We start from the raw sequence: 15790 nt of genomic DNA, 5'->3' as shown, positions 1-15790 counted from the left end.
TGGTCGGCCGGCGTGCCGGCAGTGGCTCAGACGAGGGTCAGGCTGGGTTCATGCAGCGGGCGCGCCTCAGTTGGAGGCGTAGGTCAGCACGAGGTGGGCGTCCTTGCAGGCGTCCTGGTTGGAGGTCTTGTTGATGAACTGGATCGTGTTGGACGACGTCGACGAGACGTCCTTCGCGAGGTCGATGGCGGTGAAGTTCAGCGTGACCGGCGACGCCGAGCTGCTCGAGCCGTTGATCGAGAAGTCCGAACCGTCGCAGCCCACCTTGTCCGTGGTGACGACGGCGGTGAGGCCGGCGACCCGGGCGTTGTTGTCGGCATTGTTCTTCACCGTGACGGTGAAGGGCTGGGCGCCCTGTCCCGGGTAGAGCTGGCTGGCGACGTCGCCGCTGATCGTGAGGTTCGAGCCCCCCGTAGTGGTGGAGCCGGCGCCCGAGCCGGCGCCGGTGCTGCTCCAGAACGCGAAGGCGGCGGTGCCGGAGCCGACGAGAACCAGGGCGGTGGCGCTGGCGGCGATCTTCTGACGACGAGAGAGGTGAGCCATGGTGTGTCCTTGTCTGGGGTGGTGCCGATGTGAGGAGTGATCTGCGTCCCGGCGGAACTCGTCGGTGCGATCGCGGATCAGGATCCGGTCGGACACATCAGCGCGACGACGACATGAGGGACACCCCGGCCGTTCGATGACAAAAGATCATCTGCGACGTAGAAACGGTCACCCTTGTGCAGTACTTCGACTGAGGGACAGGTCTCTCACCTGCAGTGATGAACGCACTCTCGGCCCCGGGCGGGGGAATGGCGCAGCCGGTTCGTGCGGCTGGGGCGCGGTGAGCCCGGGTGCGTCTGTTCAGCTCAGGACGTGGGCCCGAGCCTGCCCTGACGGGGACGACGACCGCAGTGTCAGCGGCCGACCGCGTAACCCTGCATGCCGCGCGGGTTCGCCCCGGCGCGCAACACCCCGGTGTCGACGTCCCGACTCACGGCGCACAACCTCCCGAGGCTCCAGGGGTCGGCGACGTGGACGGTGTGCCCCCGCGCCTCCAACCCTGCGATCACGTCGGTCCCGAGCCGCGCCTCGGCGACGACGACCCGCGGCTCGCTGTGCCGCGGGTAGAACGACCCCGGGAAGCTCGTCGTGTGCCACGCCGGTGCGTCGATGGCCTCCTGCAGGTCCTGCCCACCGACGAGGTGGCGCAGCAGGAACCCCAGCTGCCACTGGTCCTGCTGGTCGCCTCCCGGCGACCCGCAGGCGAGGTGGGGCACCCCGTCCCGCAGGACCAGCGTCGGGGTGAGCGTGGTGCGCGGACGGCGCCCCGGCGCGAGCGAGGACGGCAGCCCCTCCTCGAGCCAGAACATCTGCATCCGGCTCCCGAGGCAGAAGCCCAGCTCGGGGATCGTCGGCGAGCTCTGCAGCCACCCACCGCTCGGGGTGGCCGAGACCATGTTTCCCCACCGGTCGACGACGTCGACGTGACACGTGTCGCCGCGAGTCACCCCGGTGGGTGCCACCGTCGGCTCCCCGGTGGGGGCCACGGTCGGCTCCCCGGTGGTGGCGTCACCGGACGCCTGTGGCACCGCTCCCCGGACGTAGGCCGCGAGCCTGGGTTCCCGGCCGTCCGGGCTGCCGGGGCGCAGGTCCCGCGAGGCGGTCTCGCCGACCAGGGCGGCACGCTGCGCGGCATACCCCCGGGAGAGGAGGGTCCCGAGGGGGACGTCGTCGACGTCCCCGTACCAGGCCTCGCGGTCGGCGAAGGACAGCTTGAGGGCCTCGGTCGACGCGTGGATGCCGGCGGCCGTCGACGGGTCGAGCAGCTCGGGATCGTCCAGCGCGTCGAGGACCCTGAGGGTCTGCAGGAGGGTCGGGCCCTGACCCCATGCGCCTGTCTTGGCGATGGTGTGGCCCTGCCAGTCGATGGTGGCGGGGGCCTCCCAGGTCGCACGGAACGCCGCCAGGTCGGCGCCAGTGACCAGACCGCCGTGGCGCTCACCACTCGAGTCGCGAAAAGCCTTGCGGGAGAATGCATCCACCGCCTCGGCGACGAAACCCTGCCCCCAGGCCCGCCGGGCACAGTCGATCTGCGCCTCGCGGGTGGTGCCCGCTGCCCGCCCCTCGGTGACGAGGCGGTCGAGCGTGTCGGCATACGTCGGGTTCCGGAACAGGGCACCCGGGACCGGCGCCTTCCCATCCTCGAGCCAGAGGTCCGCGGACGTGCGCCAGTCGCTCTCGAAGAGCTCGCGCACCGTCTCGACGGTGGCAGCCACCCGGCCGAGGAGGGGGTGTCCGTGCCGGGCGTAGCCGATCGCCGGCGCGAGGACGTCCTCGAGGGAACGGGTGCCGTGGTCCCGGAGCAGCAGCAGCCACGCGTCCACCGCGCCGGGTACCGCCGCCGCCAGCGGCCCCGACCCGGGCACGAGGTCGAGCCCCTCCGACCGGTAGTGCCCGATGGTCGCCGCGGCGGGGGCCGGACCCTGGCCGCAGAGCACGCGCGGCGTCGGGTCCGCGGCGGTCGCGATGATCGCGGGCATGTCCCCACCGGGGCCGTTGAGGTGCGGCTCGACGACATGCAGCACGAAGCCGGCACACACCGCGGCGTCGAACGCGTTGCCCCCGAGCTCGAGCTCGCGCATGGCCGCCTGCGAGGCGATCCAGTGCGTCGAGGAGACCATGCCGAACGTCCCCTCCAGGGTCGGTCGGGTGGTGAAGCTCATCGAGGCGTCCCGTCGTCGTGGCCGGTGGCGGTGCAGGGGTGTGCACGTCCCACCCTGCCGCAGTCCGGCCCGACCGTCGCGACGGGTATGCCGCGTGGTCCGGTCAGAGGGTGGCGTCGGGGAGGTGGTCGCGCGCCCACAGGGCCGCGCTGGTCCGGTCCACCACCCCGATCTCACGGAACACCCGGCCGAGGTGCGCCTTCACGGTGCGTTCGCTGATGCCCAGCGCGCGGCCGATCTGCTTGTTGGCCAGGCCCTGTGCGACGAGCCGCAGCACCTCGCGCTCCCGCGGGCTCAGGCCGTCACCGGACTGCTCCCCAGGCGTCGGCAGGAGCACCCGCGCCACCCTGGGGTCGAGCGGGGCGTGCCCGGCCGCCGCGGCGCGGACGGCCGCGAGCAGCTCGGCAGGTTCGCCGTCCTTGAGCTGGTAGCCGACGGCACCAGAACGCAGGGCGGCGTTGACCCGGTCCTTGTCGGAGAAGGACGTCAGCACCACGACCTTGGCGTCCGGGGCGACGGCGAGCACCTCGCGCGTGGCCTCGGCACCGTCCATGACCGGCATCGACAGGTCCATGAGGACCACGTCGGGCTGGTGCGTGCCGGCCTGGGTCACCGCGACCCGGCCGTCCGGCGCCTGGCCCACGACGGTGATGTCGCCGCTGGCCTCGAGCAGGGCCGTGAGGCCGCTGCGGACCATGGCGTGGTCGTCGACGACCAGGACCCTGATCACGCGGCACCCCCGGGAACCAAGGCCAGCCGCCAGTGCGTGCCGGCCCCGGGAGCCGAGGCCACCTGGAGGGTCGCACCCCCGTCGCTGGCGAGGTCGGCCAGCACTCGCAGGCCGAAGTGGCCGTCGGCGGGTTCGCGCAGCAGCACCGTGTCGAACCCTGGCCCGTCGTCGACGATGTCGAGGACGACCTCGTCCCGGTCACCCTCCTCGCGAGCCAGCCGGACGCTGACCGTGCACGGTGCGGCGTGCTTGGCCGCGTTCCGCAGGCACTCCTGGGCCACTCCGTACACGAGTCGCTCCTCACTCTCGTCCAGCCCGAGGTCCGCCTCCCCCTCGGTGTCGAGGTGGACGGTGAGCCCCCGGTTGGTCGCGGACTCCGCGAGGTCCGCGAGCGCCGTACCCAGTCCTGCCCCGGCCAGGCTCGGCGGGTAGATGTCGACGAGCAGCGAGCGCAGGACCCGGATGTTGCCCCGGACCGAGCCCGCCAGCTCGTGCAGCTCGGCAGCCGTCCGGTCGTCGCCCGCGATCTGCGCGCGCGCCGCCGCCCCTGCCGCGACGAACGACGTCGCGACCAGGTCCTGGACCGGACCGTCGTGCAGGGTCCCCGCGATCCGGCGGCGTTCGGCGTCGGAGGCGTCGACGGTGCGCTCGAGCAGGCGTTCGCGCTGCCGCTGGGCCTCGGACAGGCGGCGAAGGAGGCGCCAGAGGATCGGCGCCATGAGCACGACCAGGAGCAGCAGGCTGCTCAGCGTCACCCCGGAGAAGCCGCGCCACAGCTGGGAGGACCGCTGCTGGACCGGCTCGTACGGCGAGTACGTCTCGAAGAGCAGCTGGCGCCCGTCGGGCAACCACACCGGACGGTAGACCTCCAGCGCCTTGCCCCCGGTCTCGAACTGGTTCTCGGAGCCGGTGAGGTTGGAGACCTCGGCCTTGGTCTGCGGGTCCGACAGGGCGATGCGCTGGTCCTCGCTGAGGGCGAAGGTGCGACCGACCAGCTGGGGCTCGTCGGCGTAGACGACCCGGCCGTCGGGCGCCCACAGCTTCACGCGGATGATCGCCGGACCGAGGATGCGGTCGCGCACGAGGGTGTCGAACTCGGCCAGCGCGGTCGGGTCGCCCGCGACGAGCGCGTCGCTGAGCGACGGGGCGATCACGGCATCGGCGAGGACGTCCGCGGTGTTCGCGGCGTCGTTGACGGCTTCGCGCTCGGCGAGCCGTTGCGACGCAAGGGAACCCAGCACCCCCACGACCACGAGCACCGCGACCAGGCCCGCGATGAGCTGCAGCAGCACCCGCCTGGGCCGCACCGGTGGGTCCACCTCGGCCTCGACGACGGGCCGCGACACCGTCACCCAGGGCACGGCGACGGCCTCGTCGGCGGGCACGGCGACGGCCTCGTCGGCGGGGGCTGCGGGCACAGCCGCAGCCGTCTCGGGAGAGGGGTGCTCCGAGACGGCCGGGCTGCTGGGGGTGCTGGTCACTCAGTCGTCGCTTCCGTGGCCGCCGTGGTCGTCGGCGCCCTTGTCGTCGGAACCACCGTGGCCGCCCGAGCCGGAACCACTCGAGCCCGATCCGCTCGAACCAGACCCCGAACCGGACCCCGAACCGGAGCCGCCGGACGTCGCGCTGCCTGACGTCGCCGACCCGCGGTCGTCACCGGGTTCGGTCCGCTGGTCGCGCGGGGTGCGGCCACCGTGGTCGTCGGCCGTGGTGGAGGTGCCGCTCGGCGTGGCCGAACCCGAGTGCCCGCGGCCGGAGTGGCCGGAGGACGTGGAGGAGCCCGTCGAGGTGGCGCTGTGGTCGCGGTCGTCACCGGGTTCGGTGCGCTGGTCACGGGGGGTGTCGCCGCCGTGGTCGTCGGCCGTGGTCGAGGTCCCGGTGGGCGACGTGGCCGTCCCGGTGGCGACCTGGCCGCTGGCCGGGACCCGCACGGGGACCGCCTGGGAGAAGGAGGCGTTGCCCCAGAGCCCTGCGGCGGCGGGCAAGAGGGCCACGACGAGGGCGGCGAGGGTGATGGTGGTGCGCTTCATGACAGATCCTTCCGGGACCAGTGTGACGGGTGATGGAGGTGCAGGGGGCCTATCCGGGGAAGACCACGACGGCGGAGCAGGTCTCGCCGGTCGACGCCGTGGTGGCGGTGGCCCTGATGCGGTCGGTGCCCGCGCGGTTCGCGACGAGGCGGCCCAGGGTGAACGAGCCGCTCGGGGCCACCGTCGTGCGCTTCCCCGACCAGAGCAGGACGCCGTTGTCCGAGAGCCGCACCGACCAGGCCTGGCCGACCCGGTTGGAGTCGACCTCCAGCTCGGTCTGGATACGACCGTCGTCGGCCTTGGCCTTGAGCTTCCAGACGCTGCCCTTGGAGCAGGTGCCGCTGGCGCGGACGTCCAGGCCCTTGGCACTGGCGGGCTGGGCGCCGACGGTGGCGACCAGCGCGACGCCGAGGACCACCGCTGCGCTCTTCGTGGAGGTGTTCATCGCTCTGTCCTTCCGTGAGGTGGTCACCACCTGTGACCGTGCGACCACTGTGCGGTTCAGGTCGGTTCACGCGGTATTGGGCGATGGTCGTAGTACCCACGCGCCCTTCTCCGACCGGCCACCCCACGCGGAGGAGCCGGCTCCCTCGAGGGGGAGCCGGCTCCATACCGGTGGGTCGTCGGGCGAGGGAGGTCAGGCCTCCTGGCGGTCGGCGTTGGCGTAGATCGCGTCCCGCACGTAGAGCGCCATGCCCGGGCGGATCTCGTCGTACGTCGCCGTGAACCGCGGGTCGCTGGTGTACAGGTCGGCCAGGTTGCGGTGGAACTGGGGCGAGCAGTCGTAGAACCGCTCGTCGATGTGCCGCCGGTGCGCCTCGGCCGCGTCCATCGCCGCGACGCTGGTCGGGGGCTCCCCTGCGTCCATGGCGTCGGTGAAACCCTGGTGCAGGGCGTCGCTCTCGACCTTGACCTGCGCCCAGTCGGCCTTGGTGTACCCCTTGGTCCGCTGCTGGGACTGCTTCCAGGCGTCGGTGTCGCCCCACCGCTGCTCGGCCTCGGTCTGGCTGTCGTGGAAGCCGTCTCCGAAGAGCTCCTTCATGTCCTCGGTGCTGGCTGGCTGGTTGTTCATCTCTCGCTCCAGTGCTCGGTCGATGGCCACGACGAGATCGCGCATCTCGTCGAGCCGGGACATGACCGCTGCGCGTTGGCGACGCAGGTGCTGCTCCGCGCTCTCCGGGTGGTCCAGGAGGAGGGCGACCTCCTCGAGGGTGAACCCGAGCCGCCGGTAGACCACCACGTGCTGCAAGCGCGTGAGGTCGTCGGGGGTGTAGAGCCGGTAGCCCGCCCGCGAACGGTCGGTGGGGGTGAGCAGCCCGATCTCGTCGTAGTGGTGCAGGGTCCGCACCGTGAGGTCGAACTGCTCGGCCACCTGCCCCACCGTGAGCATGGTCAGCTGCGTGCCTTCGGTCATGACGACCACTGTGACCCCTCACGCCGCGTGAGGGTCAAGGCCGTTCCGTGACTCAGGCGTCCTCGCGGGCCCGGCGCCGCGACCGCAGCCAGGAACCGATGCCGTTGCGGGCGGTGCCCCAGATGCCGTGCCGGAAGGCCAGGACGATGATCACGAAGATCGCGCCGGTGATGATGCCGATGCCGTTGAACCCCGAGGAGGCGAGCCGGTCCTCGAGGAGCACCACGAGCGCGGCGCCGACAGGACCGCCCCAGAGGGTGCCGATGCCGCCGAGGACGGTGATCAGCACGACCTTGCCCGACGTCGTCCAGATGAGCTCCTGCAGCGAGGCGAACCCGTGGCTGGCGGAGAACACCCCACCGGCCAGGCCGGCCAGGCCCGCCGAGATGACGAACACCATGATCTTGTAGCGCTCGACGTCGTAACCCAGGGCGCGGGCGCGGGCCGGGTTGTCGCGGATGGCGACCAGGACCCGGCCGAACGGGCTGTTGACCGTGCGCCAGGCGATGACGACGCCGATGAGGATCAGCGGGAGGGCCGCGTAGTAGAAGTAGAACGGGTCCTGGTTGATCAGGTCGGTCAGCGGACCGAGGTTCTTGGGCACGCCCTGCAGGCCGTTCTCGCCGCCGGTGACGCTGCGCCACTGGTTGGCGATGAAGTAGACCATCTGCGCGAACGCCAAGGTCACCATGGCGAAGTAGATGCCGGTGCGCCGGACCGCGAGGTACCCGGTCGGCACCGCCAGGATCATGGCGCAGACCGCGCCGCCCAGCACCGCGACCGGGAACGGCAGGCCGGCGTGGATCGCGATGAGGCCGGTCGTGTATGCCGACGTACCCCAGAAGGCGGCGTGCCCGAAGGACAGCAGGCCGGTGTAGCCGAGCAGCAGGTCGACCGAGATCGCGAACAGCGCCCAGGCGGCGATGTCCATCGCGACCGGCGGGTAGATGAAGAACGGCAGCGCGAGGACGACGAGGAGGCCGACGGCCATGCCCACCCACCGCAGGTAGGGGCGCTGCGCCGTGATGGACGGGGCGTCGGGGAGGTCGACGTCGACCTTGGACACCAGCTGGGAGCTCATGATGCGGCCTCCTCGCGACCGAACAGGCCCGAGGGCCGGACCAGGATCACCACGGCCATGAGGACGAAGATGAGGACCTGGCTGAACGACCCGGCGTAGCCCTGGCCGTAGGCCTCGACGAGTCCGACGAGGAAGCCCGCCACCACTGCGCCGAGGATGGACCCGAGTCCGCCGATGACGACCACGGCGAACAGGATGATGATGAAGAAGCTGCCCATGTCGGCGTTGACCGAACCCGTGGGCGCCCGCAGCACACCGGCGAGGCCGGCCAGGGCGATGCCGAAGCCGAACACGGGGGTGACCCAGCGGCCGACGTTGATGCCCAGCGCCCGCGAGCGCTCGGCGTCCTCGGTCGAGGCCCGCACGATCATGCCCACCCGCGTCTTGGTGAGCAGCAGCCACACCGCCAGGCACAGGGCGACCGAGAAGACCGCCACGAAGATCTGGTAGCTCGACAGCGAGACGCTGCCGACGTTCACCCGGCCCTGCAGGCCGGCGGGCAGCTCGTAGGGCAGCGACGAGACGCCGTACCGGCGCTTGACGAAGTCGACGAGGAACAAGGTGATGCCGAAGGTGAGCAGGAAGTTGTAGAGGGGGTCCAGGCGCAGCAGCCACTGGACGAAGAGCCGTTCCAGTAGCACGCCGAACAGGAACATCGCCACCGTGATGATCGGCAGGGCGGCCCAGAAGCCGAGGCCGGTCGCGTCGAGCAGCAGGGCGGCACCGACGGCGCCGAGCATGTAGCAGGCGCCGTGGCTGAAGTTGACCACGCCGAGCACGCCGAAGATCACCGCCAGGCCCAGGGCGGCCAGGGCGTAGAACCCGCCGAGGGCCAGGCCCTGGAGGGTGTACTGGATGAATGCGGTCATGGCTCTTCCGGTTCGTCGGTGCGGCGGTGGCGGGAAGGGTGCGCGTAGGGTGCGGACCCGGTGGGTGGGGGGGTTCCCACCGGGTCCGGGCCGTCACATCGTGCAGTCGGTGCTCACGGTCGGGTTGAAGGCCTCGGCCGCGGGGATCGTTGAGACGACCTCCTCGTAGTCCCACTCCTCCTTGACCTGGTCCTTGCTCTTGACCTTGACCAGGTACGCGTCGTGCAGGACGCGGTGGTCGGCGGCGCGGACCTCACCGTTGCGCAGGAAGACGTCGTTGAGCTTCTTGCCCTCGAGCTCCTTCACCACGGCGTCGGAGTTGTCGGTGCCGGCGCGCTGCACGGCCTCGAGGTACTGCAGGGCCGCGGAGTAGTTGCCGGCGTGGGCGAAGGACGGACGCGTCTGGGTCTTGGCCTTGAACTTGTCGGCCCAGGCGCGGTTCTGGTCGTCGAAGTTCCAGTACCACGCGTCGGTGAACTGCGTGCCCTGGAACTGGTCGACGCCCAGGCTGTGGATGTCGGTGATGAACATCAGGCCGACGGCGAGCTGGGTCTTGCCCTGCAGGCCGGCCTGGTTGAACTGCTTGACGAAGTTGATGAGGTCGCCGCCGGCGGCCATGATCCCGATGACGTTGGGCTTGCTCGACTCGGCCTTGGTGATGAAGGTCGAGAAGTTGTCGTTGGGGAACGGCGTCGCGATGGACTGCTGCACCGTGCCGCCGGCCTTGGTGACGGCGTTGGTGAAGGACTTGGTCATGTCCTGGCCGAAGGCGTAGTCGGGGTAGACGATGGACCAGTTCTTGCCACCGTTCTGCACGGCCGTGGCGCCGGTGCCCTGGGCGAGCATGTAGGTGTCGTAGGCCCAGTGGAACGTGTACTTGTTGCACGACTTGCCGGTCAGCGCGGTGGTGCCGGCGCCGATGTCGATGAACAGCTTCTTCTTGGCCTTGGCCTGCGTGGCGACGGCGAGCGCGGCCGAGGAGGTGGGGACGTCGAGGATGATGTCGGCCTTCTGGCGGTCGTACATCTCCTGCGCCTTGGTGTTGGCGATGTCGGGCTTGTTCTGGTGGTCGGCCTGCACGATCTCGATGTTCTTGGCCACCGCCTTGTCGCCGTACTTGGCCTTGTAGTCCGCGACGGCCATCTCGATGGCGACCTTGGAGTTGGGGCCGGACAGGTCCTTGTAGACCCCCGACTGGTCGTTGAGCAGACCGAGGACGACCTTGTCGTCGCTGATCTTGCCGCCGCCCGAGCTCGGGCCTCCGGCGCCACAGGCGGCGAGCACGAGGCTGCCGGTGACCGCGGTGGCCGCGAGGGCCAAGGGCCTCCGGGCGAAGCTGGACATCGAGTTCCGGGTGCGCTGCATGTCCCCTCCTGGGGTTGTTCAGTGGTGCGTGTGGGATGTGGTGACGCGGTGTGCAGGTGCCTCGAGCCCCGGCTACATGCCGAGGTACTCGAGGAGCTCGGTGGTGCGGGACTGGAAGCTGTCGTTGTCCAGGGACTCCACGACCCGGCCCTGGGCGAGCAGGTAGTGGCGGTCGGCGACCGTGGAGGCGAACTTCACGTTCTGCTCGACGAGCAGGACGGAGACGCCCTGGGACTTGATCTGGCGGATGATCTCGCCGATCCGCTGCACGATCACCGGGGCGAGGCCCTCGCTGGGCTCGTCGAGCAGGAGGAGCGTGGACCCCATCCGCAGCACCCGGGCGATGGCCAGCATCTGCTGCTCGCCGCCGCTGAGCTTGGTGCCGGGGAAGTCCCGGCGCTCGTGCAGGACCGGGAACTGCTCGTAGACCTGGTCCAGGCTCCAGGCATCGGCCTTGCTCGTGACCGGCGGGAGCAGGAGGTTCTCGGCGACGGTGAGGGTGGCGTAGATGCCGCGGTCGTCCGGCACCCAGCCGATGCCGGCGCGGGCGCGCTTGTCGGCGCTGGCCTTGCCGAGGTCGTCGCCGCCCCAGGTGACGGTGCCCTCGACCTGGCGGTGCAGTCCCATGACCGAGCGCAGCAGCGTGGTCTTGCCGGCGCCGTTGCGGCCGACGAGGGTGACGACCTCACCGGGTTCGACCCGCAGGTCCACGTCCGTGAGGACCTTGGCCTCGCCGTACCAGGCGGACAGTCCCGCGATCTCCAGGGTCTGGTCAGACATGCTGGTCTCCGGCCTGTCCGAGGTATGCGGTGATGACCTTGTCGTCGTTCCGGACCTCTTCGTAGGTGCCCTCGGCGAGCACCTGCCCGGACTGCAGCACGGTGACGGTGTCGGCCAGGGAGCCGACGACGTGCATGTTGTGGTCGACGAACACGACGGTGCGGCCGGCCGCGACCTTCTTGACCAGGGCGATGGTCCGGTCGACGTCCTCGAGGCCCATGCCTGCGGTGGGTTCGTCGAGCAGCAGCAGCTTGGGGTCGAGCGCCAGGGCGAGCGCGAGCTCGAGGGCGCGCTTCTGCCCGTAGGCCAGCGACCCGGCAGCAGCGCCGGAACGGTCGGTGAGGCCCACCTCGTCGAGGAGCTCCATCGCTCGCGGGCGGAACTGCTTCATCGCCGAGCTCGACCGCCAGAACCGGTAGCCGAGCCCGGTGGGCGAGGCGAGGGCGAGCTCGACGTGGTCGACGACGCTCATCTGGTCGAACAGGCTGGTGATCTGGAACGAGCGGGCGATGCCGAGGTGCGCGATCTGCTCCGGCTGCATACCGGTCACGTCGCGGCCCGCGAGGAGGACCTCGCCCGACGTCGGCGTGAGGAAGCCGGTCAGGAGGTTGAACAGCGTGGTCTTGCCGGCGCCGTTGGGGCCGACCAAGGCGTGCACGGTGCCCTCGACGACCCGCAGGCTCACGTCGGAGACGGCGCGGAAGCCGCGGAACTCCTTGGTCAGGTCGCGGGTCTCGAGCAGGGCTGATGCTGCTCGACCTGCTGAGCCTGATGCCTTCGGGCTGGCCTCGGTGGGCACCGGCACCTCCTCGTGCGGCTGGTGCGACGGCAGGGGGACCGTCGCGGTTCTGCAGAACACTAGGGGCGCCCAGTGACCCCGGACATGGCCGCCCTCGACACAGAGCCACCAGAGAACATGTCCGGGCCCCACATACCTGATCGAGGCGCGGGAGGGCCTCGCGAGGCCCTCCCGCGCTCGGGTGCGGTCAGTGCCAGCGGTCGGGGTGGACGTCCCCGGGGATCTGCGCGGTCGGGTCGTACGGCGTGCGGCTGAACCGGAACGAGGCGAGGTCGAGGTGGCTGACGTGCCCGTCGGGGCCACGGTGCGCCACCAGCGGCTCCCCCTCGTGGTAGCTGTCGAGCCCGACCCAGCCGGTCTCGGTGCGCTTGAACCGCGAGCCACGCTTCAGCCCGGGTTCGCCCAGGACCAGCCCGCCGTCGGCGGCCAACCGCAGCGAGTATGCCGTCGTCCCCCAGTACCAGTCCCCCACCAGCTCCAGTCCGCCCACCTGCTCGGCGTCGGCGGTCCACGGGGTCGGCGGGAGGGGTTCGCGCTCCGCGAGCAGGGTCATCAGGTCGACGGTGATCGTGCCCATCCCGGAGGTCGCGTTGGCGAACACCACGACGCCGTCACCGGTCTCGAGGTCGACCCGCAGCCCGGCGAGGAACCCCGGCATCGAGCCGCCGTGGCCACCGAACCTGCGGCCCTCGAGGTTCCACACCTGCCACCCGAGTCCGTGCGCCGCGGTCCACGCCTGGCCGGGGTTGTCGTTGACGACGATCGGCAGGCACATCTCCGCCAACGTCGCAGCCGAGAGCAGCCCCTCGGTCCGCCCACCCAGGAAGGCCGCCCAGCGCGCCAGGTCCGACACCGTGGACCACAGCTGGCCGGCCGGTGCCAGCGCCCCGGCGTCGTGCTCGGGCTCCACGTGGACGAGGTCGGCCAGCGGGTGCACGGCCCAGCCCGGGGCGCTGGGGGCCTGCGGGCGAAGGGAGGTCCGCGCCATACCGAGGGGGTGGAGGAGGCCGGTGCGGACCGCCTCGTCCCACGGCACTCCCCTCAGCCGGCCGACGAGCTCGCCGAGGACGGCGTACCCGGTGTTGGAGTAGTGGAAGCGGGCGCCGGGGCGAAACCGCAGGCCGGGACGGCTGGCGAGCAGAGCTGCCCAGTCGCCGCCCTCGGTGCGCTCCCACCACGGGCCGTTGGTCTCCGCCTGCAGCCCGGAGCTGTGCGAGAGCAGCTGGGCCACCGAGACGTGCCCGAACTCGCTGTCGGAGGTCTCGGGCAGGTGGGCGTCGATCCGGTCGGACAGGTCCAGGGCACCCTCGTCCCGCAGGCGCAGCACCTCGACGCCGACGAAGGTCTTGGTGATCGAGCCGATGCGGTACTGCGTGTCGTCGGTGGCCGGTTCACCGTCCTTGCGACCGTCGACCGTGCCGACGGCACCGGACCAGACCAGCTCCCCACCGCGGACCAGGCCGGCAGCGATGGACGGGAGGCGGCAGGTCGACTGCTCCTCGGCGAGCCTGCGGTCCAGGGCGGCGACGGTCGTGGTCTCGAGCGGCATGGTGCCTCACCGTAGCCGCCACCGTTGGCGCGCGGGTTGCCACCCAGCCCACGAAAGTGCGCTCTGCCCACGAAGTTCCATGGGCAGAGCGCAGTTTCGTGGGCGGGGTCGACCGGCTGGTTCTAGAGGAAGGAGCCCCAGCCGGTGCCGGCGACGGTCGCGCCGGTGAAGGTGCCGTTGCCGCGGCCCTTGTAGAACCGCAGCTCACCGTTCATCGTGATCGCCCCGAGGTCGCCACGGCTGTCACCGTTCGCGTCGCGCGCAGAGAACAGCGCACCGAGCCCACCCCAGCCCGAGCCGACCTTGACCCGCGAGGTCAGAGCACCCTTGCCATTGCCGCGGTAGATCCACAGGACCCCGGTCGCGTCGACCGCCATGACATCGGCCCTGCGGTCACCGGTCACGTCCCCGGGGACGAAGACCCGGACCATCGAACCCCAGCCGGTCCCGATCTGGGTCCCCGCGGCGAACCTCCCCTGGCCGTTGCCCTTGTAGAGCCGCATCGCACCGGTCGACGTCACCGCCACGATGTCGGGCAGACCATCGCCCGAGAAGTCGGCGCTGCCGTCGATGGAGCGCATGCTCCCCCAGCCGGTCCCGCTGATGGTCGACCCGAGCGACTTCCCGTCCCGGTCGACCATGTTTCCCTCGAGGCCACCGTTCTGGTTGATCGTGAGGAACGCCGTGTACCCGTAGATCCGGCCCGACGGGAAGTTGCGGCTCGAAGGGAGGTCCGTGACGGTGGTTGCGGCCTTGAACTTCGGGAACCCGGCGCCACGGTAGAGCCGCACCTGTCCTGCCGGCAGTCGCGCGAAGAGGTCGTCGCGCCGGTCGATGTTCACGTCCCCGGCTCCCCAGACGTTCCCGGAGATCATCGGCGTCACTGACACCGTCGTCGTGGGACCGGGCCCGACGTTGCTCTGCGGCGTGACCGCGATCGTGTAGGGGATCCCGTTCGTCAGACCGTTGACCTGCGCTTCGGCCAGGCCCGTGGCGTCGGGCGCTGAAAGGTTCAGGACCTTGCCACCCGGACTCACCACGACCCTGTACCCCGTGACACCCGCGCCACTGCCGAACGAGGTCACCGAGAGCTTGGCCGACTGGGGACGACTTCGGGCCTGGACCCGAGGAGCGCTCGGCCGCAGCGTGAAGTCGAGCGACGGGAAGTTCAGCGCATGGGTCGTTGTGGTCCCGTCGGCCAACAGCACGACACCGTCGCGGGAGTAGGTGGCCAGGTTTCCCTGCCGGTCCTTGATCCGAATGGTGCTCAGCCGATAAGTCGCACCCGGGGTTCCCGGCAACGGGAGAACATCGTTCAACGCGAGGTCGAACGCCGCCAGCGGTCCTGTGCTGCCGCCGCCGGGCTCGACAGCCCAGGTCGAGTTCATGAAGCTGACCCCACCTTGACGGTCTGTGGCGGTGAAGCGCAGCCCTGTCGGATCTTTCGCCGAAGGAGAGGGACGCTGCAGGGCAAGGCTCGTGATGACGGGCGCATCGCCGTCCACCGTGGAGCCAGTGAGATGGAAGGTCGCGGCGCTGAAGTCGATCGTGTGGGTGCCTGGTGGGCGCACCGGCTGCGGAAAGAAGATGCCCGGCGAGGCCTGATAGGTGACAGAGCCGTCGGACGCATAGGTGGAGCGGAAACCGTTGGGGTCCTTCAGCACCAGCGACTGGAGGTCGTATTCACCGTTGTAGATGGTTGCCGGGAGGTTCTGCGTGTACTCACCGTCGGCGAGGCCATTGCGCCCGCTGAACTGGGTGGTGACCCAGTCCGCTCGAGTCCTGTGCTTCCAGGTCGCCTTCACGTCCGCGACGCCGAGTACGTCATCGGCCCGGAAGCTGACGGTCAGAGGTGCGGACGGAGCGGCTGTCGTGGGGGTCACCGACACGGATCGCAGCACCGGCGCGTCGAAGTCCTCGGTGGACCCCGACACCACGACGTCGTACGGCGACAGGTCCCGGGTCTCGGTGCACTTGGCGTTAGTGCTGGCGTACGACGGGTTGCAGGCGTACGTGAAGTCGTTCGGGGAGTACGTGAGGAAGACGTACTGCAACGTCCACGTCCCGTTCTGCACCCCGTCCGGCACCTTCCGGGTCCCCGAGCCTGACGTTCCCTTCGACAGGTTGACCGAGTAGAGCCGGCCGGCTGGGTCCTTGTACCCGGCCAGAGCCTCGTCCACGGGGGCGGTGGTGGTCGCGGTGTAGGACAGCACCACCTCGCCTGGCGCCTTGACGGCGTTGGTGCTCACCGAGATGGACGTGATGACCGGTCCGGCCGCGGCGCTGGCTGGTGTGGCGGTCAGCAGACCCGACACGAGGGTCGCGACGACCCCACCGACCACGGCGACCATTCCCCGAACGCGACGACGCGCCATACCCTCTGCTCCCCAGTTCCAGCTGATGCTGGCGGGAGCCTAGACGGGTACGGCGCGTCGCGGGCCGGGAGCGGCGGAACTTGCGCGAACCGG

General features: G+C 70.6%; 14 protein-coding genes. All 14 read right to left on the bottom strand.

The window, feature by feature from the left end:
- Positions 1–66 precede the first annotated feature (66 nt).
- The 14 genes from ASC58_RS18835 to ASC58_RS18770 all read right to left on the bottom strand — a co-directional run bounded on the left by ASC58_RS18835 (position 67) and on the right by ASC58_RS18770 (position 15697).
- Positions 67–543 carry a hypothetical protein gene (locus ASC58_RS18835; RefSeq protein ID WP_056920356.1) on the bottom strand — a complete coding sequence of 159 codons (477 nt, stop codon included), beginning with the start codon at positions 541–543 and terminating at the stop codon, positions 67–69.
- 353 nt (positions 544–896) lie between these two features.
- Positions 897–2705, bottom strand: coding sequence for a gamma-glutamyltransferase family protein (locus ASC58_RS18830; protein WP_056920355.1), 1809 nt, complete (start codon positions 2703–2705; stop codon positions 897–899).
- A gap of 103 nt (positions 2706–2808) precedes the next feature.
- Positions 2809–3435, bottom strand: coding sequence for a response regulator transcription factor (locus tag ASC58_RS18825; RefSeq protein WP_056920354.1), 627 nt, complete (start codon positions 3433–3435; stop codon positions 2809–2811).
- Positions 3432–4916, bottom strand: coding sequence for a sensor histidine kinase (locus tag ASC58_RS18820; RefSeq protein ID WP_056920353.1), 1485 nt, complete (start codon positions 4914–4916; stop codon positions 3432–3434). Before ASC58_RS18820 ends, ASC58_RS18825 begins: the two co-directional genes overlap by 4 nt.
- On the bottom strand, positions 4917–5465 hold the full coding sequence (locus tag ASC58_RS18815) for a hypothetical protein (protein WP_056915698.1): 549 nt from the start codon (positions 5463–5465) through the stop codon (positions 4917–4919).
- 49 nt (positions 5466–5514) lie between these two features.
- A complete protein-coding gene (locus tag ASC58_RS18810; protein ID WP_056920352.1) occupies positions 5515–5910 on the bottom strand; it encodes a hypothetical protein in 396 nt (131 codons plus the stop codon).
- Positions 5911–6102: 192 nt separating this feature from the next.
- Positions 6103–6879 (bottom strand): MerR family transcriptional regulator, encoded by a 777-nt coding sequence (locus ASC58_RS18805; protein WP_056917280.1) that lies wholly within the window; start codon positions 6877–6879, stop codon positions 6103–6105.
- Between the two features lie 52 nt (positions 6880–6931).
- Entirely contained in the window at positions 6932–7960 is a 1029-nt protein-coding gene (locus ASC58_RS18800) for a branched-chain amino acid ABC transporter permease (RefSeq protein WP_056920351.1), read from the bottom strand.
- On the bottom strand, positions 7957–8829 hold the full coding sequence (locus ASC58_RS18795; RefSeq protein WP_056915701.1) for a branched-chain amino acid ABC transporter permease: 873 nt from the start codon (positions 8827–8829) through the stop codon (positions 7957–7959). Before ASC58_RS18795 ends, ASC58_RS18800 begins: the two co-directional genes overlap by 4 nt.
- A 93-nt stretch (positions 8830–8922) precedes the next feature.
- Positions 8923–10194 (bottom strand): ABC transporter substrate-binding protein, encoded by a 1272-nt coding sequence (locus ASC58_RS18790; protein WP_235529319.1) that lies wholly within the window; start codon positions 10192–10194, stop codon positions 8923–8925.
- A gap of 72 nt (positions 10195–10266) precedes the next feature.
- Positions 10267–10974, bottom strand: a complete 708-nt coding sequence (locus ASC58_RS18785) for an ABC transporter ATP-binding protein (RefSeq protein WP_056915703.1) — start codon at positions 10972–10974, stop codon at positions 10267–10269.
- Positions 10967–11773 (bottom strand): ABC transporter ATP-binding protein, encoded by an 807-nt coding sequence (locus ASC58_RS18780; protein ID WP_235529318.1) that lies wholly within the window; start codon positions 11771–11773, stop codon positions 10967–10969. The genes ASC58_RS18785 and ASC58_RS18780 overlap by 8 nt, the downstream gene beginning before the upstream one ends.
- Before the next feature lie 187 nt (positions 11774–11960).
- A complete protein-coding gene (locus ASC58_RS18775; protein WP_056920350.1) occupies positions 11961–13322 on the bottom strand; it encodes a serine hydrolase in 1362 nt (453 codons plus the stop codon).
- Positions 13323–13444: 122 nt separating this feature from the next.
- Positions 13445–15697: a VCBS repeat-containing protein gene (locus ASC58_RS18770; protein ID WP_082553451.1), complete on the bottom strand. Its 2253-nt coding sequence runs from the start codon at positions 15695–15697 to the stop codon at positions 13445–13447.
- Positions 15698–15790 lie beyond the last annotated feature (93 nt).

Origin of the sequence: Phycicoccus sp. Root101, from assembly GCF_001426245.1 — a bacterium.
GTDB lineage: Bacteria > Actinomycetota > Actinomycetes > Actinomycetales > Dermatophilaceae > Pedococcus.
The sequence above is the reverse complement of the archived record's forward strand: the minus strand, read 5'-3'. Positions and strand labels throughout refer to the sequence as shown.

Coding starts and splice junctions, on each gene's coding strand:
- ASC58_RS18835 (WP_056920356.1), bottom strand. CDS start 543: ATGGCTCACCTCTCTCGTCGTCAGAAGATCGCCGCCAGCGCCACCGCC.
- ASC58_RS18830 (WP_056920355.1), bottom strand. CDS start 2,705: ATGAGCTTCACCACCCGACCGACCCTGGAGGGGACGTTCGGCATGGTC.
- ASC58_RS18815 (WP_056915698.1), bottom strand. CDS start 5,465: ATGAAGCGCACCACCATCACCCTCGCCGCCCTCGTCGTGGCCCTCTTG.
- ASC58_RS18810 (WP_056920352.1), bottom strand. CDS start 5,910: ATGAACACCTCCACGAAGAGCGCAGCGGTGGTCCTCGGCGTCGCGCTG.
- ASC58_RS18805 (WP_056917280.1), bottom strand. CDS start 6,879: ATGACCGAAGGCACGCAGCTGACCATGCTCACGGTGGGGCAGGTGGCC.
- ASC58_RS18800 (WP_056920351.1), bottom strand. CDS start 7,960: ATGAGCTCCCAGCTGGTGTCCAAGGTCGACGTCGACCTCCCCGACGCC.
- ASC58_RS18795 (WP_056915701.1), bottom strand. CDS start 8,829: ATGACCGCATTCATCCAGTACACCCTCCAGGGCCTGGCCCTCGGCGGG.
- ASC58_RS18790 (WP_235529319.1), bottom strand. CDS start 10,194: ATGCAGCGCACCCGGAACTCGATGTCCAGCTTCGCCCGGAGGCCCTTG.
- ASC58_RS18785 (WP_056915703.1), bottom strand. CDS start 10,974: ATGTCTGACCAGACCCTGGAGATCGCGGGACTGTCCGCCTGGTACGGC.
- ASC58_RS18775 (WP_056920350.1), bottom strand. CDS start 13,322: ATGCCGCTCGAGACCACGACCGTCGCCGCCCTGGACCGCAGGCTCGCC.
- ASC58_RS18770 (WP_082553451.1), bottom strand. CDS start 15,697: ATGGCGCGTCGTCGCGTTCGGGGAATGGTCGCCGTGGTCGGTGGGGTC.